Below are 18776 nucleotides of genomic sequence, written 5' to 3' on the forward strand. Positions count from 1 at the left end.
GGCCGCGTGCGGTGAGGTGGCCGGCGGCGGATCAGTCCAGCGATCCGCCCGACATCGCGGCGTGCATCCGGCGGTGCGGCGCGGCCTCCTCCTCGCGGTTCTGCCGCTCCAGCGCCCGCGCCAGCGCGATGTGCGCCCACGCGTCGCACGGGTCGAGCTCGATCAGCCGGCGGAAGGTCCGCTCCGCCTTGCCGAGCTGGGCGGAGTGGAAGTAGGCGCGGCCGAGGAGCTCCAGGATCGAGCGGCTGTTGGGTTCGGTCTCGGCCAGGGGGGCGAGGATGCGGGCGGCACCGATGGGGTCGCCCAGTTCGAAGTGCTTCTGGCCGCGGGCAAAGATCTCGTAGGTCGTCTCCGCCATGCGCGCTCCCTTCGTCGGAAGCGTCAACATCGGCGCACCGCACGGCATTCCCGTGCCCGTTTTTGGGACCGACCGCCGGGACCGGAGTTTCGGTCCCGGCGGGGTGGGTCAGATCACTCGGCGACCGGCGCCACTCGCCCGGTGTCCACGTCGTAGATCGCCCCGGCGACCGCGAGGCCGTCCGGCAGCAGAGGGTGGTGCCGGATCCGCTCCAGGTCGTGCAGCAGGGTGGCACGCTGGTCCTGCACGGTGTGGAACTCCAGGCTGCGGGTGTCCACGCCGTACTGGTCGGCGATCGTGCGGTGCACCTCGTCGTCGCTGGCCACGGAGGCCATCTTGCAGCGCGTGTGCGGCAGGACGAGGACCCGGTCCACGCCCAGCAGGTAGACAGCGAGCACGAGGGTGCGCAGGGTGTCGTCGGTGACGCGGGCGCCGGCGTTGCGCAGGATCTTGGCGTCGCCCGGCCGCAGGCCGAGCATGTCCAGCGGCTCGATCCGGGAGTCCATGCAGGTGACGAGGGCGAGCCCGCGGGCGGCGACGGGCTCCAGCCCGGCCAGCCGGAACCGCCGTGCGTACTCCGCGTTCGCGGTGAACACGTCGTCGAAGGCGTCGTTCGCCATGGCCACAGACACTCCAATCACACCAAACGGGACAGCAGGTGACATGGTACGGCCGTGCGGCGGAAACGCCGCACGGCCGTGTCCCGTTTCGGAGCCGGGCCGGCGGCCTTCGAGGGGGCCGCCGACCCGCCGCCTCAGTTCTCGGCGGTACTGGTCTGGCCGGTGCCCACCGCGGTGATGGCCCGGGGCAGCGCCTCGCCCGAGCCGTCGCGGCGGCCGTCCGGGTCGGGCAGCCGCACCGGGCCTCCGTCGGCGCGCGAGGCTCGGGCGGGGGCGCGGCCCACCCAGGCGTACAGCAGCACGTCCTCGCCCTTGAGGAACCGGTGGCAGCGCACTCCGCCGGTGGCCCGCCCCTTGGCCGGGTAGACCTGGAACGGGGTGAGCTTGGCCGCGCCGGTCTGGGTGTCGGGCAGCGTGGCGGAGCTGCCGGCCACGGTGAGGACCAGCGAGTCCTCGGGGGCGGTGACCGCGCCGAACCACAATGCGTGCGCGCCCTCGGAGAGCCGGACGCCGGCGACGCCCCCGGCCGAGCGGCCCTGCGGACGCACGCCGTCCGCGGAGAAGCGCAGCAGCTGCGCGTCGGAGGTGACGAAGACGAGGTCCTCCTCGCCGGTGACCAGCTGGGTGGCGCCGACCAGGCGGTCCCCGTCGCGCAGGGCGATGACCTCGAACTCGTCCTTGTTCTGCGGATAGTCGCCCGCGACCCGCTTGACGATGCCCTGCCGCGTGCCGACGACCAGCCCGGGGCCGTCGCCGGTGGGTGCGGCCAGCGAGATCACGCGTTCGTCCGCGGCGAGTTCGACGAACTCCGTCACGGGCACCCCCGCCTGCAGCGGCGGGCCGTCGGGGTTCTCGTCGGGGAGCTCGGGCAGCTCCAGCACCGGCAGCCGGATCAGCCGGCCGAGGTCGGTCACCAGGGCCACCTCGCCGCGGACGGTGGCCGCGAGGGCGGCCGTGGTGGCGTCGTGCCGGGTCCGCGGGCCGTCGTACATCCGGGGCGGCCGCGCGCCGGTGCTGCGGCCGAGCATCCCGGTGGAGCTGAGCAGCACGTGGCAGGGGTCGTCCCCGACCTCCAGGGGCACCGACGAGGTCCGCGTGACGCCGGAGCTCTCCATGAGCACGGTCCGGCGCGGCGTGGCGTACTCCTTGGCGACCTCGGCCAGCTCCCGCGAGACGAGCTTGCGGAGCTTGGTGTCGGACTCCAGGATCGCGGTCAGCTCGGCGATCTCCGCCGACAGCTGGTCGCGCTCGGTCTCCAGCTCCATCCGGTCGTACTTGGTGAGGCGGCGCAGCGGGGTGTCGAGGATGTAGCGCGCCTGCGTGTCGGAGAGCTCGAAGGTGGTCATCAGCCGCTGCCGGGCCTGCGCGGTGTCCTCCGAGTCCCGGATGAGCGCGATGACCTCGTCGATGTTGAGCAGCGCCACCAGCAGGCCGGCCACCAGGTGCAGCCGCTCCTCGCGCTTGGCCCGCCGGAACTCGCACCGGCGGCGCACCACCTCCAGGCGGTGGGCGACGTAGACGGAGAGCAGCTCCCGCAGCCCGAGCGTCTGCGGCTGGCCGTCGACCAGCGCGACGTTGTTGATGCCGAAGGACTCCTCCATCGGCGTGAGCCGGTACAGCTCCTCCAGGACGGCCTCGGGGTTGAAGCCGTTCTTCAGCTCGATCACCAACCGCAGGCCCTGGTTGCGGTCGGTGAGGTCCTTCAGATCGGCGATGCCCTGCAGCTTCTTCGCCTGCACGAGCTCCTTGATGCGGCTGACGACCTTCTCGGGGCCGACGTTGTAGGGGAGCTCCGTGACGATCAGCCCGGTCCGGCGCGGTGTCACCTTGTCGATGGCGACCGTGGCCCGGGTGCGGAACGTGCCCCGCCCCTTGACATAGGCGTCGCGGATCCCGTCGAGGCCCACGATCGTGCCCCCGGTGGGCAGGTCCGGGCCCGGGACGAACTCCATGAGGTCGTCCAGCGTGGCGTCGGGGTGCGCGATGAGGTGCCGGGCGGCCGCGATCACCTCGCCGAGGTTGTGCGGGGCCATGTTGGTGGCCATGCCGACCGCGATGCCGGAGGCGCCGTTGACCAGCAGGTTCGGGAACGCGGCCGGGAGGACCTCGGGCTCCGTCTCCTGGCCGTCGTAGTTCGGCCGGAAGTCCACCACGTTCTCGTCGATGGAGGAGACCATGAGCCGGGCCGCGGCGTTGAGCCGGGCCTCGGTGTAGCGCATGGCGGCCGGGGCGTCGTCGCCACCCAGGGAACCGAAGTTGCCGTGCCCGTCCACCAGGGGAACGCGCATGGCGAAGGGCTGGCTGAGCCGCACGAGGGCGTCGTAGATCGGGCTGTCGCCGTGCGGGTGCAGCTTGCCCATGACCTCGCCGACCACGCGGGCGCACTTGACGTGCGCGCGGTCGGGCCGCAGGCCCATCTCGTTCATCTGGTAGAGGATGCGGCGCTGGACGGGCTTCAAGCCGTCGCGTGCGTCCGGCAGCGCGCGCTGATAGATCACCGAGTAGGCGTACTCCAGGAAGCTGCCGCGCATTTCCTCGGAGACGTCGATGTCGATGATGTTCTCAGTGAGTTCCTCGGGTGGTTGGGACGTTGTACGGGCCATGCCCGTCATTGTGGCCTGAGCCCGGTACCACCGCGAACCGGCGCGGCGGCCGGGCGCCGCCCGCGGCCGCGCCGACCGGGCCCGGCCGCGGGCGCCGACCCTGGCCGGGCGGGCCGGGAGCGCGGCGGCAGCCGGCCCGCGGCGGCCGCGGCGGGCGGGGGAGTGAGGCGTTTCATGCGGTCGCGGCGGAGAGGGCGGCACAGGTGCCGTCCACGCTCCGTGACCGGTGGAGGCGTGCGGGCCGGGCTTCCATGACCCACCGTAAGTGGGACATGGAGTTCCAGCTTTGACGTTTGGTGAGATCAAACACGATGATTCCGGGAATTAGCGGTGGTGGTTCGTCCCCATCGCGGCCCGGATTCGGGACCGACCAGTGAAAATACGCAGCGTAACCAGCGGCATGGGTCGGATATGGGGCGGCAAATGGTACACCTCGTTGCCTCGTCGTCAAGGTGAGATCGGGGACTCCGGCTAACCTTTGGGGTGTTCCGTCCAACCGATCAGGCTCCACCCCGCCCGTGCCCACTCCGGTGGTGAGAAAGGTGCGCCCCCGGTCCGACCGCCGATAACGTCGCTTATGCTGCTGCCCTTCATCATCGCGATCCACGCCGCCGTCGCGGTCCTCGTACCGCCGCTGATCCGAGTCATGGGCTCCCGCGCGTTCCTCGTGGCGAGCCTGCCCCTGGCGCTGTCCGCGGTCTGGGCGCTCGTCCAGGCCCCCGCCGTCCTCGCCGGCCGGCCGGCCACGGCCTCCGTGGCCTGGGTGCCGGCCCTCGACATCACCCTCGACTTCCGACTCGACGCGCTCGCGCTCGCCATGGTGCTGCTCGTCTCGGGCGTCGGGGCGGTCATCTTCTGCTACAGCGCCGCCTACTTCCACTCCGACGAACGCGCCCTCGGGCGGCTCGCCGCCGTCCTGGTGGTCTTCGCCGGCTCCATGCTGGGCGTGGTCACCACCGACAACCTGTTCGCCCTCTACGTCTTCTGGGAGCTGACCTCCGTCTCCTCCTTCCTGCTCGTCGGCCACGACGACCGCAAGGAGAACGCGCGGCGGGCGGCCACCCAGGCCCTGGTCACCACGGCCGGGTTCGGGCTGCTCATGCTGATCGGCTTCATCATCCTGGGCCAGATCGGCGGCACCTACCAGATCTCCGCGCTCGTCGCCGATCCCCCCGTCGATGACCCGTGGCTGCCGGTCGCCCTCGTGCTCATCCTCGCGGGCGCCTTCGCCAAGTCCGCCCAGGTGCCGCTGCACTACTGGCTGCCCGAGGCCATGGTGGCGCCCACCCCGGTCAGCGGCTACCTGCACGCGGCGGCCATGGTCAAGGGAGGCGTCTACCTGGTCGCGCGGCTCGCGCCGGGGTTCGCCGACGTCGATCCGTGGCGGGCGCTGGTGCTGGGCTTCGGGCTGGCCACCATGCTCGTCGGCGGCTGGCGGGCGCTGCGCCAGGACGACCTCAAGCTGCTGCTCGCCTACGGCACGGTCAGCCAGCTCGGCTTCCTCACCGTGCTCGCCGGCGCCGGAACGGCCACGGCGGCCACCGCCCTGATCGGCGTGCTCCTGGCGCACGGGCTGTTCAAGGCGACGCTGTTCCTCACGGTCGGGGTCATCGACCACCAGACCGGCACCCGGCTGATCAGCCAGCTCAGCGGGCTCGGCCGCCGCATGCCGGCCCTCGCGGTCGCCGCAGGGGCCGCGGCGGCGTCCATGGCCGGCCTGCCACCGCTGCTCGGCTTCGTCGGCAAGGAGGCGGCGTTCGAGGCGTTCGTCCCCGGCCACGAGGCGGCACTGCCCCCGGTCGCCTCCGGGGTGGTGCTCACCGGGCTGGTGGCGGCCTCCGCGCTCACCTTCGCCTACAGCGCCCGCTTCGTCTGGGGGGCCTTCGCCGACAAGTACACGGTCTCGGAGCGCCGCTTCCCCCGGCCGAGCCGGGCCTTCGTAGCCGCGCCGGTGCTGCTGTCCGCGGCCGGGCTCGTCCTCGGCGTGCTGCCCGTCCTGGTGGACCCGATCGCGCAGGCCTACGCGGCACCGTTCCTCACCGGCGGGCACGGCGGCTACCACCTGGCGCTGTGGCACGGCCTCACCCCGCCGCTCGCGCTCTCCGCCCTGGTCGTCCTCGCCGGCGCGCTGCTGTTCTGGCGGCGCCGGTGGGTCGCCCGCGTGCAGAACGCGATGCCGCGCTGGCCGGCCGCGGAGCTCGGCTACCACCTGTTCGTGCACACGGTCTACTCCACCGCGCTCAGCGTCACCCGGCGCACCCAGAGCGGTTCGCTCCCGGTCTACCTCGGCATCATCCTCGCGACGCTGCTCGCGCTGCCCGGGGTGCGGCTGCTCCTGGCCGTCGCGGGCGGCGACGTCGCCCTGCCGGTGGGCGGGCCGTCCTTCCGCTGGTGGGACAACCCGCTGGAGATCGTGGTGGCCGTGATCATCGTGGTGACCGCCGTCGCCACGGTGCGCGAGCACCGGCGGTTCCCGGCGCTCATCCTCATCAGCGCCACCGGCTTCGGGATCGCGGGCCTGTTCGTGCTGCACGGCGCCCCCGACCTCGCCCTCACGCTGGTGCTGGTCGAGACCCTCACCACGATCATCCTGGTCTTCGTGCTGCGGCGGCTGCCCGCCACCTTCAACGTGCGGCCGAACGGCTGGGGCAAGCGGGGCACCGTCGCGCTGTGCGCCGCGGCGGGCACCTTCGTCGCCACCTCGCTGTGGGTGATGACGGACGCCCGTACCGCCGCCCCCATCTCGCGCGGGTTCGCCGACCTCGCCGAGCAGGCGGGCGGGCACAACCTGGTCAACGTGATCCTCGCCGACTTCCGCGCGCTGGACACCTACGGCGAGATCGTGGTCCTGGCGACGTCGGCCGTCGCGGTCGCATCCCTCGTGCTGCTCAACCGCCGCGACCGCGCGGCCGGCGCGGGCGACACCGGCGACACGGCGGACGAGGCCGCCGGCGGATCCGACCCGGTCCCCGCGCAGGCCGGCGCGCTGGCCGGCGGCACCACCCGCTCCGACTCGGGCGGCACCTCGGAGCCGCCCCGTCCCGAGGAAGGAGGATGACGATGCCCGTCAACGGCTCCCGTCCGGACACTCCCGCGGACGGCCCGACCGGCACCGGACCGCCCGAGGGATGGGAGGCGCCGCGTGAGCGGTGGCTCAGCACGGTCGTCCGGCCCGCGTTCGGCCCGCGTTCGGTGCTGCTGGAGGTCGTCGCCCGGCTGCTGATCCCGGCGATCCTGACGTTCTCGGTGTTCCTGCTGGTCTCAGGGCACGACCGCCCGGGAGGCGGCTTCGCCGGAGGGCTGGTCGCCAGCATGGCCTACGTGCTGCGCTACGTGGCCGGCGGCCGCCACGAGCTCGCCGCCGGGCTGCCGCTGCGCCCCAACACCCTCCTGGCGGTCGGCATGCTCCTGGCCTGCGGCACGGCGGGAGCGCCGCTGCTGGTGGGCGCCCCCGTGCTCGACGCCGTCCAGTACAAGTTCACCCTCCCCGTGTTCGGGGAGGTCAAGCTGCTCAGCGCTCTCATCTTCGAAACGGGGGTCTTCCTCATCGTCGTCGGTCTCGTACTGTCCGTCGTCGCCGCCCTCGGCGCCCGCATGGAAGCGGAGGAACAGGAGGCCCGCGAGGAGCGGGCCGGCCGGCGCCCCCGCGGCGGCGCCACCGCGGGGGGAGGCGGCGCATGAGCACACCGAGCTTCATCCTCGTCGTCACCGTCGCCGTGCTCTACTCCGGCGGCTTCTACCTGCTGCTGCAGCGCTCGCTCATGCGGGTGGTCTTCGGCATCCTCATGCTCGGCCACGCCGCCAACATGTCGCTGCTGCTCACCGACGAGGCCATCACGCTGCCGCCGCTGCTCGGCGGCGCCTCCGGTGAGATGTCGGATCCGCTGCCGCACGCCATGGCGCTGACCGCCATCGTCATCACCTTCGGGGTGACCACGTTCCTGCTGGCGCTCGCCTACCGGGTGTGGCTGGGCGACGAGAACGACGAGGTACCCGACGACGTCGAGGACCGCCGCATCCGCCGGCTGACCGAGCCGGAGGACTCCTCGTGAACGTCCTGCTCGCCGTTCCCCTGGTGGTGCCGCTCATCGGCGCCGCCGTGACGCTGCTGCTGCGCGCGGCCCCCCGCGCCCAGCGGATCACCAGCACCCTCACCCTGGCCGGCGTGGTCGCGGCGGCCGCGCTGCTGGTCGCGCGGACCGCCGACGGCGACGTGGTGGCCAGCCAGGCCGGCGGCTGGGCCGCGCCGCTGGGGATCACCCTGGTGGCCGATCCGCTGGCCGCGCTGCTCGTCCTGGTCTCCTCCGTGGTGCTGCTGATCGTGCTGCTGTACGCGATCGGCCAGGACGTCGGCGGGCTCAGCCGCGCGATGCCGCAGGTGTTCCACCCCATCTACCTGGTGCTCACCGCCGGCGTCTGCCTCAGCTTCATCGCCGGGGACCTGTTCAACCTGTTCGTCGGGTTCGAGATCATGCTGACCGCGAGCTACACGCTCATCACCCAGGCGCCCACCCGCGCCCGGGTGCGGGCGAGCATGATCTACACGGTGGTCAGCCTGACCTCCTCGATCCTGTTCCTGACCGGGATCGCGCTGGTGTACGCGCTGACCGGCACGGTCAACATGGCCGACATCGCCGAGAAGCTCGGGGCGGCGCCGCCCGAGCTGCGGGCCGTGCTGGCGCTGCTGTTCTTCGTGGTCTTCGGGATCAAGGCCGCGATCGTGCCCATGCACTTCTGGCTCCCGGACAGCTACCCGGTGGCGATCACCCGCATCTCGGCGATCTTCGCGGCCCTGCTCACCAAGGTGGCGGTGTACGCCATCATCCGCACCCAGACCCTGCTGTTCGCGCGGGACGACATCTCGGCGGTCATGCTGTGGGTGGCGATCGCGACGATGGTCGTGGGCATCCTGGGCGCGCTCGTGCAGGACGACGTCAACCGGGTGATGTCCTTCGCGCTGGTCAGCCACATCGGGTTCATGATCTTCGGGCTGGCGCTCAACACCGTCGCCGGCCTCGCGGGGGTGGTCGTCTACCTCGTCCACCACATCGTGGTGCAGGCGACGCTGTTCCTCGTCAACGGGCTGATGCGGCAGTACGTCGGCCACACCTCGCTGCGCGCGATCCGCGGGCTCACCACGGTCTCGCCGGCCCTCGCGCTGTTCTTCTTCCTCCCCGCCCTCAGCCTGGCCGGCCTGCCCCCGATGTCGGGGTTCATCGCCAAGGTGGCGCTGTTCGAGGCCGGGCTGGCCGCCGGCGGCTGGCTGGTGTACACGGGCATCGCCGCCGGCGTGCTCACCAGCCTGCTCACCATGATGGCGATCTTCCGCATCTGGACCCGCGCGTTCTGGGGGACGCCGCTGCCCGACATGGTCGAGGCCAAGGCGCAGCTGCGGCGCGGCGCCAACCTCGGCGGGCTGCGGTTCATGACCGCCATGACCGGGGTCATGGTCGGCCTCGGGCTGGTCGTGGCCGCCGCCGCCGGCCCCCTCGCCGAGTTCAGCTTCGTCGCGGCCCGCGACCTGCTCGACGGCGGCGCCTACGTCCAGGCGGTACTGGGGGGAGGAGCCCCGTGACGACCATCCCCTCCGGCGGCAGCTCCAGCGCGGTCCCCGCGCAGCGCAGCTGGCCGCGCCGGCTGCTCGGACGGCTGCCCACCGTGCTGTGGCTGACCGCCATGTGGGTGATCCTGTGGGGCGACCCCAGCCCCGGGACCGTCATCGCCGGCCTGCTCGTGGGCTCGGCCTGCTACTCGGCCGCGAAGCTGCCGCACATCCCGGTGCGGCTCGGCTTCCGCCCGCTGGCCGCACTGCGGCTGGTGGCCGTGATCGGCTACGACCTGTTCGCCTCCAGCGCCCAGGTGGCCCTCCACGTGCTGTGGCGCCCGCACCGCACGCGGGGCGCCATCGTGGCGGTGCCGATGCGCACCGACTCCGACTTCCTGCTGGCCATGCTCAGCGGCGGGCTCTCCCTGGTCACCGGCAGCCTGGTGATCGAGCTCAACCGCGACCAGGGAGTCGTCTACGTGCACGGGATCCCCATCGACTCGCCCGAGGCGGCCGAGCGGCTGCGCCGCCAGGTGCGGCGCACCGAGGAGCTGTTCGTGCGGGCGTTCGGCACCGCCGAGGACCTCGCCGAGTTCGAGCGGCACGCGGAGCCGGCGGACGGGGAGGACGGCGGCGACCGCCGCCCGGGAGGAGACTCATGACCGTCATGTCCTTCGTCTACGCCGCGACCTTCGCCATGCTCGGCGTCAGCGTGCTCTGCACGCTGTACCGGCTGGTGCGCGGGCCGTCGGTGCTGGACCGCATCGTGTGCCTGAACGCGCTGTCGGTGCTCCTGGTGAGCGCCATCGCGGTCGAGGCGGCCGTGCGCGGCGACACCACCTACGTGGGCCTGATGGTCACCATCGCGCTCCTCGGGTTCGTCGGCACGCTGACCGCCGCCCGGTTCGCGGAGAGGAGGGCCCATGACCGCGGGTGACGTCCTCACGGCCGTCCTGCTGCCGCTGGGCGCGCTGTTCACGCTCATCGGCACCATCGGGCTGGTGCGGTTCCCGACGCTGCTGGGCCGCATGCACGCGGCCGCCAAACCGGACACCGTCGGGCTGGTCCTGCTGCTCCTCGGCGCGGCCTGCCAGCTCCCCGACATCCGGTCGGCCGCTCCGCTGGCGCTGGTGGCGCTCTTCCAGTTCGTCACGGTACCGGTGCTGGCCCAGACCCTCGGGCGGGTGGTGTACAGCCGCGGCGAGACGCACGCCGAGCACCTGGTGGTCGACGAACTCGCCGAGGCGCTGGACCGGTCCGGCGACGCCGACCGCTAGCTCCGGCGCGACCGGCGGCCTGTGGACGGCCGGGGCGCGGCGTCGTTCGGCTCTGGTAGCAAGGAGGGCATGGGTACCTCCGCCCCGCCCGGGGCCGCCGCCACCGAGTCCGACTCCGCCATGCGCGAGCAGGCCGAGCGCCACCTCCGCGCCCTCGCCGGCGACGGCGCGCGGCTGCGCACCGACCAGTGGCGCGCCATCCACGCCCTGGTGGCCGAGCGCCGCCGCGCGCTGGTCGTGCAGCGCACCGGGTGGGGCAAGTCGGCGGTCTACTTCGTGGCCACCGCGCTGCGGCGGGCCGAGGGCGCCGGCCCCACGGTGATCATCTCGCCGCTGCTCGCGCTCATGCGCAACCAGATCGCGGCCGCCGAGCGCGCCGGCATCCGCGCCCGCACCATCAACAGCGCCAACCTCGGCGCCTGGGAGCGGGTCTACGCCGACATCGCCGCCGGCGAGGTCGACGTGCTGCTGGTCAGCCCCGAACGCCTGAACAACCCCGACTTCCGCGACCGGGTGCTGCCCGAGCTCGCCGCGGGCGCCGGGCTCGTCGTCGTGGACGAGGCGCACTGCGTCTCCGACTGGGGCCACGACTTCCGGCCGGACTACCGCCGGATCCGCACGCTGCTGGGCGACCTCCCCGCGGGGATCCCGGTGCTGGCCACCACCGCCACCGCCAACGAGCGCGTCACCCGCGACGTCGCCGAGCAGCTGGAGGTCGGCGACGGCGTCGAGACCCTCGTCCTGCGCGGCACGCTGGACCGCGAGAGCCTGCACATGGCCGTGGTCGAGCTGCCGGACAGCACGGCGCGGCTGAGCTGGCTCGCGCAGCACCTCGACCGCCTCCCCGGCTCCGGCATCATCTACACGCTGACCGTGGCCGCGGCCACCGAGACCGCCGAGTTCCTCGCCTCCCGCGGCCACCACGTGCTCGCCTACAGCGGCCAGACCGACCCCGAGGACCGCCAGCGCGCCGAGGACGAGCTGCTCGCCAACCGCACCAAGGCGCTGGTGGCCACCAGCGCCCTCGGCATGGGGTTCGACAAGCCCGACCTCGGGTTCGTCGTGCACCTGGGGGCGCCGCAGTCGCCCATCTCCTACTACCAGCAGGTCGGCCGGGCCGGGCGCGGCGTCGAGCGCGCCGAGGTCATCCTGCTGCCGGGGCGCGAGGACCGCGAGATCTGGCGGTACTTCGCCAGCGTGGCGTTCCCGCCCGAGGAGACGGTGCGCCGCACGCTGGACGCGCTCGCGGGCGCCGGCGGGCCGGTGTCGGTGCCGCGGCTGGAGGCCCAGGTCGACCTCGGCCGCAGCCGGCTGGAGCAGATGCTCAAGGTCCTCGACGTCGACGGCGCCGTGCGCCGGGTGCGCGGCGGCTGGCAGGCCACCGGCGAGCCGTGGCACTACGACTCCGAGCGCTACGCCGCGGTCGCCCGGGCCCGCGAGGCCGAGCAGCGCGCGATGCTCGACTACATCGCCACCTCCGACTGCCGCATGGAGTTCCTGCGCCGCCAGCTCGACGACACCGCGGCGGGGCCCTGCGGCCGGTGCGACAACTGCGCCGGCCCGAGCTGGCCGGCCGAGGTCGACCCCGAGCAGCGGGCGGCCGCCGCCGCCCACCTCGACCGCCCGGGCATCGCCGTGCCGGCCCGCCGGCAGTGGCCCACCGGCATGCGGGAGCTCGGCGTCGAGGCATCCGGGGCGATCCGCCCCGAGCTGCGCGCCGAGGAGGGCCGGGCGCTGGCCCGGCTCACCGACATCGGCTGGGGGGCCGCGCTGCGCGGGGCGCTCGCCGAGGACGCCCCGGACCAGCCGGTCGGCGACCCGGTGTTCCGCGCCCTGGTCACCGTCCTCGCGGCCTGGCCGTGGAGCGAGCGGCCGGCCGGCGTGCTCGCGATGCCGTCGCGCACCCGGCCCCGCATGATCGGCGACCTCGCGGCCCGGCTGGCCGAGGTGGGGCGGCTGGTTCCGCTGGGCACACTCGACTACGCCCGCCCCGAGGGCCCGGGACCGCGTCGGCACAACAGCGCCCAGCGGCTCGCGTCGCTGTGGCACGCCTTCGCCGTCTCCGACGACCTGCGCGCCGGGCTGGCGAGCCTGGGCGGTCCGGTCCTGCTCGTGGACGACCACGTCGACACCGGCTGGACCCTCACCGTGGCGGCCCGGCTGCTCCGCGAGGCCGGCGCCCCCGCCGTGCTCCCGCTGGTGCTGGCCACCAGAGGCTGACCGGCGGCCCCCGCGGTCTCCCCGGCCGCACCGGCCACCGCACGCGAACGCGCCGCCCGTTTCCGAGAACGGGCGGCGCGGTGGACTGCGGGGCGGTGCGGCCTCAGTCCGACAGGTCGGGACGGGCTCCGGGCTGGTGCAGCGCGCGGGCGGCGAGCCGGTGCGCGTTCGCCAGGGCCTCCTTGGGATGGTGGCCGGCGAGCCACGGCGGCAGGAAGCCGGCGATGAAGGCGTCGCCGGCGCCGATCGACCCGGGGGAGGGCTCCACCGGCTCGGCCGGCACCACGACGATCTCGTCGCGGCTCTTGGAGGCCCACAGCGCTCCGGCGTCGCCGAGCTTGATCACCACGTTGGGGTACCAGGCGGTCAGCACCCTCGCCGCGGCCTCGGCCTCCTCGCGGCCGGTGAGCACGGCGGCCTGCTCGGTGTTGGCGAACAGCAGCCGCGCGCCGTTCGTCCAGTCCAGGAACGACTCGGCCCCGGCCCGCTCCAGCGGAGCGTGCGAGCCGCAGTCGACCGAGATCGACATCCCGCTCTCGCGGGCCATGCGCAGCGCCACACGGGCGGCGCGCCGGGAGCCCTCGTTGACCAGGGTGTAGCCGGACATGTGCAGGTGGCCGTCCGGGCCGAACACGTCGCGCGGCAGGTCCTCGGGCTGCAGCGCGGCGTTGGCGCCGGGATCGCTCAGCATCGTCCGGTCGCCGCGGTGCGTGATCATGACCACGCAGGTGCCGGTGGGGCGCTCCGGGTCCATCACCATGCGGGCGTCGATCCCGTACCCCATGAGCTCCATCTCACGGGTCCGCCCGGTGATGTCGGAGCCGCGCCGACCGACCAGGGCGGTGTCGGTGCCCTCGATCGCGAGCCACGCCGCGACGTTGGCGCCGGAACCGCCGCCGTACATGATCACCGAAGCCGGGGTATCACTGCCGCGAGCCAGCGGGTGGAAAGCCCGCGCGACTGCGTCGGTCATGAGATCACCGATCACGACCACTCGCGTCATTTCGTCACCACCTTGCCGACCCTCATCCGCTCGCGACCCGGGAATGTGCTCCATGACGTTAACAGGTCCTGGGGTGGCCGCGGGTAACGAAGTGACAGAGGTGTCCGGCCCCCGCCCGCCGTCCCGCCCGGCCGTTGCCCGCGCCGCGCGCGGATGGCGCGGCGCCGTGGTTTCCGCCACTCCGGCGGAATTCTCGATTAACCTCAAACCCGTGCAGCACTACCCGAACCACTGGGAGGCCGACGTCGTCCTCACCGACGGCGGAACCGCGCATCTGCGGCCCATCACGCCCGAGGACGCCGACCTGCTCCAGGAGTTCCACTCCCGGCTGTCGGCGGAGACGATCTACTACCGGTTCTTCGCGCCGTACCCGAAACTGTCCGCGCGGGACGTGAAGAGGTTCACCACGGTCGACTACGAGGACCGGGTGGCGCTCATCGCGACCATCGGCGCGCACATGGTGGCCGTCGTGCGCTACGACAAGGTGAGCCAGGACGAGGCCGAGGTCGCCTTCGTGGTCCAGGACGCCCACCAGGGCCGCGGACTGGCCTCGGTGCTGCTGGAGCACATCGGGGCGGCGGCCCGCGAGCGCGGCGTGCGGCGGTTCATCGCCGACGTCCTGCCGGAGAACCGGCGCATGATCAACGTCTTCCGCGAGGCCGGCTACACGGCGCAGCAGACCTTCGACGAGGGCGTCATCCGCCTCACCCTCGACCTGGAGCCGACCGACGTGGCCCAAGAGGTCATGCGGGCGCGCGAGCAGCGGGCGGAGTCGCGGTCCATCGCCCGGCTGCTGTTCCCCGAGTCGGTCGCCGTCATCGGCGCCAGCCGCACCGCCCACACCATCGGCCAGACCGCGCTGCGCAACCTGATCGCGGGCGACTTCCAGGGCCCGGTCTTCCCGGTGCACCCCGAGGCCAAGGCCGTGGCGGGCGTGCGCGCCTACCCCAGCGTCCTCGACATCCCCGACCCGGTGGACCTCGCGATCGTCGCCGTGCGCGCCGACATGGTGGGTGACGTGGTCGCGCAGTGCGCGCGCAAGGGCGTGCACGGCCTGGTGGTGGTCAGCTCGGGGTTCGGCGAGTCCGGCCCCGAGGGGCGGGCCCGCCAGGACGAACTGGTGCTCACGGCGCGCGCGGCCGGCATGCGGGTGGTCGGGCCGAACTGCCTCGGCATCGCCAACACCGACCCCGCGGTGTCGCTGAACGCCACCCTGTCGCCGGACGTCCCGCCCCGCGGCCCCATCGGGTTCTTCTCCCAGTCCGGCGCGCTCGGCCGCGCCATCCTGCAGCGCGTCGCCCAGCGCGGCATGGGCCTGTCCACGTTCGTCTCGGCCGGCAACCGCGCCGACGTGTCCGGCAACGACCTCATCCAGTACTGGGAGGAGGACCCCGCCACCCAGGTCGTGCTGCAGTACCTGGAGTCGCTCGGCAACCCGCGCAAGTTCACCCGGCTGGCCCGCCGCCTCGCCCAGCGCAAACCCGTGGTCGCGGTGCGCAGCGGCGGATCCTCCCAGGGCGTGCCCACCGGGCACGCCGCCGCCGCGCTCGCGCTGCCCGACTTCGCCGTCACCTCGCTGTTCCAGCAGGCCGGCGTCGTGCGCGTGGACGACATCACCCAGATGTTCGACGTCGCCCAGCTGTTCGCCTACCAGCCGCTCCCGGCCGGCCCCCGGGTCGGCATCATCGGCAACTCCGACTCCCTCGGGCTGCTCGTCAAGGACGCCTGCGTGCGCTCCGGCCTCAAGCCGCACGAGCCGGTGGACCTCGGGCCCACCGCCACCGCCCAGGAGTTCGACGGCGCGCTGGCCGCCGCGCTCGCCGACGACGCCGTGGACGCGCTCGTCGTCGTCTTCATCCCGGCGCTGACGCCCATCTCCAGCGACGTCGCCGAGGTGCTGCGCGCCAGGGCCGCCACCTCCGAGAAGCCGATCGTCACCACTTACCTCGGCTACCAGGGACTTCCCGAGGAACTGCGCCAGACCGGCGAGGACGGCGCCACGGCGTGGGGCTCCATCCCGTCCTACCCGGCTCCCGAGGACGCGGTGCGCGCGCTCGCGCACGCCACCCGCTACGCGCTGTGGCGCGAGCGGGACCCCGGGCGGCACCCGGAGCTGTCCGGGATCGACCGCGCCGCCGCCCGGCAGCTGATCGACCGCACCCTGGCCGACGCCGAGGCGGCCGGTGTCGGGCCGCACTCGGTCTGGTTCACCAGCGAGCCCGTCCACAACGAGGAGGCCGCGGTCCCGGCCGAGGCCGCGCGGGCGCTGCTCGCCTGCTACGGGATCGACGTGTGGCCGGACGTCCCCGTGGACTCGGCCGGCGCCGCGGCGGCCGCCGCGGAGCGGCTGGGCTACCCGGTCGTCGTGAAGGCCAACGCCCCCGACCTGCGGCTGCGGGCCGGCGGCAGCGGCATCCGGGCGGACCTGCGCTCGCCGGACGACGTGCGCGGCGCCTTCACCGCGCTGCACGACCGCCTCGGCGACGAGGCCATGCTCGTGGTGCAGCGGATGGCGATCCCGGGGGTCCCCACGGTGGTCCGGGCGGGGGAGAACCCCTCGTTCGGCTCGGTCGTCGCCTTCGGGCTCGCCGACCCCACCGCCGAACTCCTGGACGACCGCGCCTACCGGCTCGCGCCGCTGACCGACGCCGACGCGGCCGACCTCGTCCGCGCCGTCCGCTCCTCACCGCTGCTGTTCGGCCTCCCGGCCGGTGCCACCTCGCTGGCGGACCAGCCCGACGTGGAGGCGCTAGAGGAGCTGCTGGTGCGGGTGTCCCGGCTGGTGGACGCCCTCCCCGAGGTGGCGCACGTCGACCTCGACCCGGTGATCGTCAACGCCACGGGCGCGCACGTGCTCGGTGCCCGCGTCTGGCTGCGGGAGGCCCCGGAGGTCCGCCCGGACCACGGCCCGCGCCGGCTGCGGGTGCCGTACTAGACAGCCTCGACGGCAATCAACGAAGTCAGGTCGGCGAAATCTTTCGGGTTTCGCGTCAGCAAGGGCAGGGAGTGCTCAGCGGCTGTGGCCGCGATCATGAGGTCCAATCGACGCGGCCGCGGATTGCGCCCGGCTTGGCGGACGAGCTGGGCGCAGACACCATAGAAGCGAGCCGTCTGCTCTGTGAAGGGAAGGACCGTCATCAGGCGCAGCGTGGCATAGTAGCGATCTGATCGAGCCATACGCACGACCGGATCCTGATGCTCCATGCCGTAGGCGAGGTCGGCGATGCTGATCGAACTCACCAACGGCTGTCCCCCGGCAAAGCAGCCAAGGTCGAGTGATTCGAAGTCGATGACGACTGATGTGTCGTAGACAGCCTGACGGGCGTCACTCACCGCGCATCTCGCCGTTCCGCGCGCTCCCACGGGTCTTCCAGAGGATCATCAGGACCGAAGAAGGCGTCAGCTTCCTCGCGTTCACGTTCCCATTCGGCGCGGTCAATGGGGGGGAGTTTCCGGAACTCGGCCTGGACTTCGGCAGCCGTCAGCTGCTTCTTCTGGTCCTTGCTCTCAAGGGGTATTGGGCTGATCGTGGCGATCGGTTCGCCGTGTCGGGTCACGATGAAGGTCTCACCGTGTCGTACGCGGTCCATGACCGCTCCGTTGTTGTTGCGTAGCTCACGCTGAGGGATGGTAGTCACCATGCCCTCAGCGTAGCTTTTTATTTGGAAATGTGCTACGACGTGTGTCAAGTTGCGGTCACACTGGCCGTCCTTTAGGCCGGATAGGGCGCGGCATCGCGCGCCGTCCGGAGGGCGCCCGCCCACCAGGACAGCTGGTCCAGGAGCGTCTTGGCGTACCCGGCGGCCCCGGAGTCGAGGGGGCGGCCGTCCTTCCACGCCGTGAAGTAGTTCGGGAACGCGAGACCGTCGCGAATCGTCACCGCGTGCAACTCGGTCAGCACGTTCTCCAGGTGCAGCACCGCGTGGCGGCCGCCCGCCGCGCCGCCGTAGCTGACGAAGGCGACCGGCTTGGCCGCCCACTGGTCGAAGTGCCAGTCGATGGCCGCCTTCAGCGACGCCGGGTAGCTGTGGTTGTACTCCGGCGTGACCACGACGAACGCGTCCGCCCCGTCGAGTGCCGACGTGAGGGCCGCCATTCCGGCCGGACGGGGGTAGCTCCCGCCGGCGTACTTCGGAGACGCCGAAGGCAGGGCCAACGGGATCTCGAAGTCGGCCAGGTCCACCACCTCGACGTCGAACCCCCCATGGGCGCGGGCCTGGTCGGCGGCCCACGAGGCCACCACGGGGCCGAACCGGCCTTCCCGGACGCTTCCGACGATGATCACGAGCCTGTGCTTGTTCTCCATGCCCACCACGATCACGCGGCCACCGGGGCGCCAGCCAGACCGCGTCCAGGCTGGCCCCGGCAGGGCCACCCTGGGCGCGCCGGAACCGGCAGGTGGCGACGTATGCTCGCGGCATGGGCACGCCGTTGGGGGACTTCATCCGGGCCAAGCGCGACAGCATCCAGCCGGAGTCGCTGGGCCTCCAGGACCGCGGGCGGCGCCGCTCGCCGGGCCTGCGGCGGAGTGACGTCGCCGCGCGGGCCGGCGTCAGCGTCGAGTACCTGACCCGGATCGAGCAGGGCCGCGACCGCAATCCCTCGGTGGCGGTCGTGAACGCGCTGGCCGACGCCCTCAGCCTCGACCCCTCCGAGCGCGCCCACCTCCGGTACCTCGCGAAGATCACGGGCGGTGAATGCATCGACCGACCCCAGGCGCAACCAGCCCGTCGCGACGTCCGCCCCTCGGTCCTGGAGACGCTGCGCATGCTGGAGCCGGGGATCGCGCTGGTCACGAACCGGCTGGGCGACGTCCTCGCCCACACTGGCGGCTACGCGTGGATGATGGGCGGCAGCGGCCTGTTCGACACCGACCCCCCGAACCTGACCCGCCACGTGTTCACCGACCCGCGCGCCCGGGCCTTCTTCGCCGACTGGGACGACGTGGCGGACGAACAGGCCTTCGACCTGTGGCTGGGACCCTCCGTCGAGAACTCGGAGTGGCTGAGAGCCGAACTCGCGCCCCTCGCGGGGCCGGAGTTCACGCGGCGCTTCCACCGGCATGTGGTGCCCAAGCGCGGCGTACTCCGCCTCAACCACCCAGCCGGCCAGGAACTGCGGTTCCACCGCGAGACGCTCGAACTGTCCGC

17 protein-coding genes are annotated in these 18776 nt (G+C 72.9%); 10 read left to right on the forward strand and 7 right to left on the reverse strand.

Annotated features, from left to right (window positions below):
• Positions 1 to 31: 31 nt before the first annotated feature.
• The 3 genes from DEF28_RS02620 to DEF28_RS02630 all read right to left on the reverse strand — a co-directional run bounded on the left by DEF28_RS02620 (position 32) and on the right by DEF28_RS02630 (position 3581).
• A complete protein-coding gene (locus DEF28_RS02620) occupies positions 32 to 358 on the reverse strand; it encodes a tetratricopeptide repeat protein (protein WP_114396977.1) in 327 nt (108 codons plus the stop codon).
• A 113-nt stretch (positions 359 to 471) separates the two neighbouring features.
• Positions 472 to 978, reverse strand: coding sequence for a beta-class carbonic anhydrase (locus tag DEF28_RS02625; protein ID WP_114396991.1), 507 nt, complete (start codon positions 976 to 978; stop codon positions 472 to 474).
• A gap of 134 nt (positions 979 to 1112) precedes the next feature.
• Positions 1113 to 3581 carry a DNA gyrase/topoisomerase IV subunit A gene (locus DEF28_RS02630; RefSeq protein ID WP_114396978.1) on the reverse strand — a complete coding sequence of 823 codons (2469 nt, stop codon included), beginning with the start codon at positions 3579 to 3581 and terminating at the stop codon, positions 1113 to 1115.
• A 577-nt stretch (positions 3582 to 4158) separates the two neighbouring features.
• Between DEF28_RS02630 and mbhE the strand changes: the two genes are divergently transcribed.
• The 8 genes from mbhE (at position 4159) to DEF28_RS02670 (ending at position 12623) form a co-directional block, all read left to right on the forward strand.
• Positions 4159 to 6639 carry a hydrogen gas-evolving membrane-bound hydrogenase subunit E gene (gene mbhE, locus DEF28_RS02635; RefSeq protein ID WP_181874247.1) on the forward strand — a complete coding sequence of 827 codons (2481 nt, stop codon included), beginning with the start codon at positions 4159 to 4161 and terminating at the stop codon, positions 6637 to 6639.
• Positions 6636 to 7262, forward strand: coding sequence for an MnhB domain-containing protein (locus tag DEF28_RS02640; protein ID WP_114433172.1), 627 nt, complete (start codon positions 6636 to 6638; stop codon positions 7260 to 7262). Before mbhE ends, DEF28_RS02640 begins: the two co-directional genes overlap by 4 nt.
• Positions 7259 to 7633: an NADH-quinone oxidoreductase subunit K gene (locus tag DEF28_RS02645; RefSeq protein WP_114396980.1), complete on the forward strand. Its 375-nt coding sequence runs from the start codon at positions 7259 to 7261 to the stop codon at positions 7631 to 7633. The genes DEF28_RS02640 and DEF28_RS02645 overlap by 4 nt, the downstream gene beginning before the upstream one ends.
• Positions 7630 to 9156, forward strand: a complete 1527-nt coding sequence (locus DEF28_RS02650; protein ID WP_114396981.1) for a Na+/H+ antiporter subunit D — start codon at positions 7630 to 7632, stop codon at positions 9154 to 9156. The genes DEF28_RS02645 and DEF28_RS02650 overlap by 4 nt, the downstream gene beginning before the upstream one ends.
• Positions 9153 to 9788 carry a Na+/H+ antiporter subunit E gene (locus DEF28_RS02655; protein ID WP_233515053.1) on the forward strand — a complete coding sequence of 212 codons (636 nt, stop codon included), beginning with the start codon at positions 9153 to 9155 and terminating at the stop codon, positions 9786 to 9788. The genes DEF28_RS02650 and DEF28_RS02655 overlap by 4 nt, the downstream gene beginning before the upstream one ends.
• Positions 9785 to 10063 (forward strand): monovalent cation/H+ antiporter complex subunit F, encoded by a 279-nt coding sequence (locus tag DEF28_RS02660; RefSeq protein WP_114396982.1) that lies wholly within the window; start codon positions 9785 to 9787, stop codon positions 10061 to 10063. Before DEF28_RS02655 ends, DEF28_RS02660 begins: the two co-directional genes overlap by 4 nt.
• Positions 10050 to 10403, forward strand: coding sequence for a monovalent cation/H(+) antiporter subunit G (gene mnhG, locus DEF28_RS02665; RefSeq protein WP_114396983.1), 354 nt, complete (start codon positions 10050 to 10052; stop codon positions 10401 to 10403). Before DEF28_RS02660 ends, mnhG begins: the two co-directional genes overlap by 14 nt.
• A gap of 69 nt (positions 10404 to 10472) precedes the next feature.
• Positions 10473 to 12623, forward strand: coding sequence for a RecQ family ATP-dependent DNA helicase (locus DEF28_RS02670; protein WP_114396984.1), 2151 nt, complete (start codon positions 10473 to 10475; stop codon positions 12621 to 12623).
• A gap of 103 nt (positions 12624 to 12726) precedes the next feature.
• On the opposite strand, the gene DEF28_RS02675 is transcribed toward DEF28_RS02670, so the two are convergent.
• Positions 12727 to 13617, reverse strand: a complete 891-nt coding sequence (locus tag DEF28_RS02675) for a sugar kinase (protein WP_114396985.1) — start codon at positions 13615 to 13617, stop codon at positions 12727 to 12729.
• A 220-nt stretch (positions 13618 to 13837) separates the two neighbouring features.
• Here DEF28_RS02675 and DEF28_RS02680 point away from each other — a divergent pair, with 220 nt between their 5' ends.
• Positions 13838 to 16561 carry a bifunctional acetate--CoA ligase family protein/GNAT family N-acetyltransferase gene (locus tag DEF28_RS02680; protein ID WP_114396986.1) on the forward strand — a complete coding sequence of 908 codons (2724 nt, stop codon included), beginning with the start codon at positions 13838 to 13840 and terminating at the stop codon, positions 16559 to 16561.
• Here the strand turns inward: DEF28_RS02680 and DEF28_RS02685 are convergent.
• From DEF28_RS02685 to DEF28_RS02695, 3 genes are all read right to left on the reverse strand, one after another.
• Positions 16558 to 16959 carry a PIN domain-containing protein gene (locus DEF28_RS02685; protein WP_114396987.1) on the reverse strand — a complete coding sequence of 134 codons (402 nt, stop codon included), beginning with the start codon at positions 16957 to 16959 and terminating at the stop codon, positions 16558 to 16560. The two genes, DEF28_RS02680 and DEF28_RS02685, sit on opposite strands and share 4 nt — an antisense overlap.
• Entirely contained in the window at positions 16956 to 17267 is a 312-nt protein-coding gene (locus DEF28_RS02690) for a type II toxin-antitoxin system Phd/YefM family antitoxin (RefSeq protein ID WP_181874248.1), read from the reverse strand. The genes DEF28_RS02685 and DEF28_RS02690 overlap by 4 nt, the downstream gene beginning before the upstream one ends.
• Positions 17268 to 17338: 71 nt before the next feature.
• A complete protein-coding gene (locus DEF28_RS02695) occupies positions 17339 to 17932 on the reverse strand; it encodes an NADPH-dependent FMN reductase (protein ID WP_114396994.1) in 594 nt (197 codons plus the stop codon).
• A gap of 113 nt (positions 17933 to 18045) precedes the next feature.
• On the opposite strand from DEF28_RS02695, the gene DEF28_RS02700 reads away from it, so the two are divergent.
• Positions 18046 to 18776: helix-turn-helix domain-containing protein (locus tag DEF28_RS02700; protein WP_147281051.1), on the forward strand; the 731-nt coding region annotated here is incomplete at its 3' end.

This window comes from Marinitenerispora sediminis (assembly GCF_003336425.1).
GTDB lineage: Bacteria > Actinomycetota > Actinomycetes > Streptosporangiales > Streptosporangiaceae > Marinitenerispora > Marinitenerispora sediminis.

Excerpts from the sequence above, each read along its gene's own strand:
- DEF28_RS02695 (WP_114396994.1), bottom strand. The coding sequence starts at position 17,932 with ATGGAGAACAAGCACAGGCTCGTGATCATCGTCGGAAGCGTCCGGGAA.
- DEF28_RS02645 (WP_114396980.1), top strand. The coding sequence starts at position 7,259 with ATGAGCACACCGAGCTTCATCCTCGTCGTCACCGTCGCCGTGCTCTAC.
- DEF28_RS02630 (WP_114396978.1), bottom strand. The coding sequence starts at position 3,581 with ATGGCCCGTACAACGTCCCAACCACCCGAGGAACTCACTGAGAACATC.
- DEF28_RS02670 (WP_114396984.1), top strand. The coding sequence starts at position 10,473 with ATGGGTACCTCCGCCCCGCCCGGGGCCGCCGCCACCGAGTCCGACTCC.
- mbhE (WP_181874247.1), top strand. The coding sequence starts at position 4,159 with ATGCTGCTGCCCTTCATCATCGCGATCCACGCCGCCGTCGCGGTCCTC.
- DEF28_RS02690 (WP_181874248.1), bottom strand. The coding sequence starts at position 17,267 with ATGGTGACTACCATCCCTCAGCGTGAGCTACGCAACAACAACGGAGCG.
- mnhG (WP_114396983.1), top strand. The coding sequence starts at position 10,050 with ATGACCGCGGGTGACGTCCTCACGGCCGTCCTGCTGCCGCTGGGCGCG.
- DEF28_RS02625 (WP_114396991.1), bottom strand. The coding sequence starts at position 978 with ATGGCGAACGACGCCTTCGACGACGTGTTCACCGCGAACGCGGAGTAC.
- DEF28_RS02660 (WP_114396982.1), top strand. The coding sequence starts at position 9,785 with ATGACCGTCATGTCCTTCGTCTACGCCGCGACCTTCGCCATGCTCGGC.
- DEF28_RS02640 (WP_114433172.1), top strand. The coding sequence starts at position 6,636 with ATGACGATGCCCGTCAACGGCTCCCGTCCGGACACTCCCGCGGACGGC.
- DEF28_RS02620 (WP_114396977.1), bottom strand. The coding sequence starts at position 358 with ATGGCGGAGACGACCTACGAGATCTTTGCCCGCGGCCAGAAGCACTTC.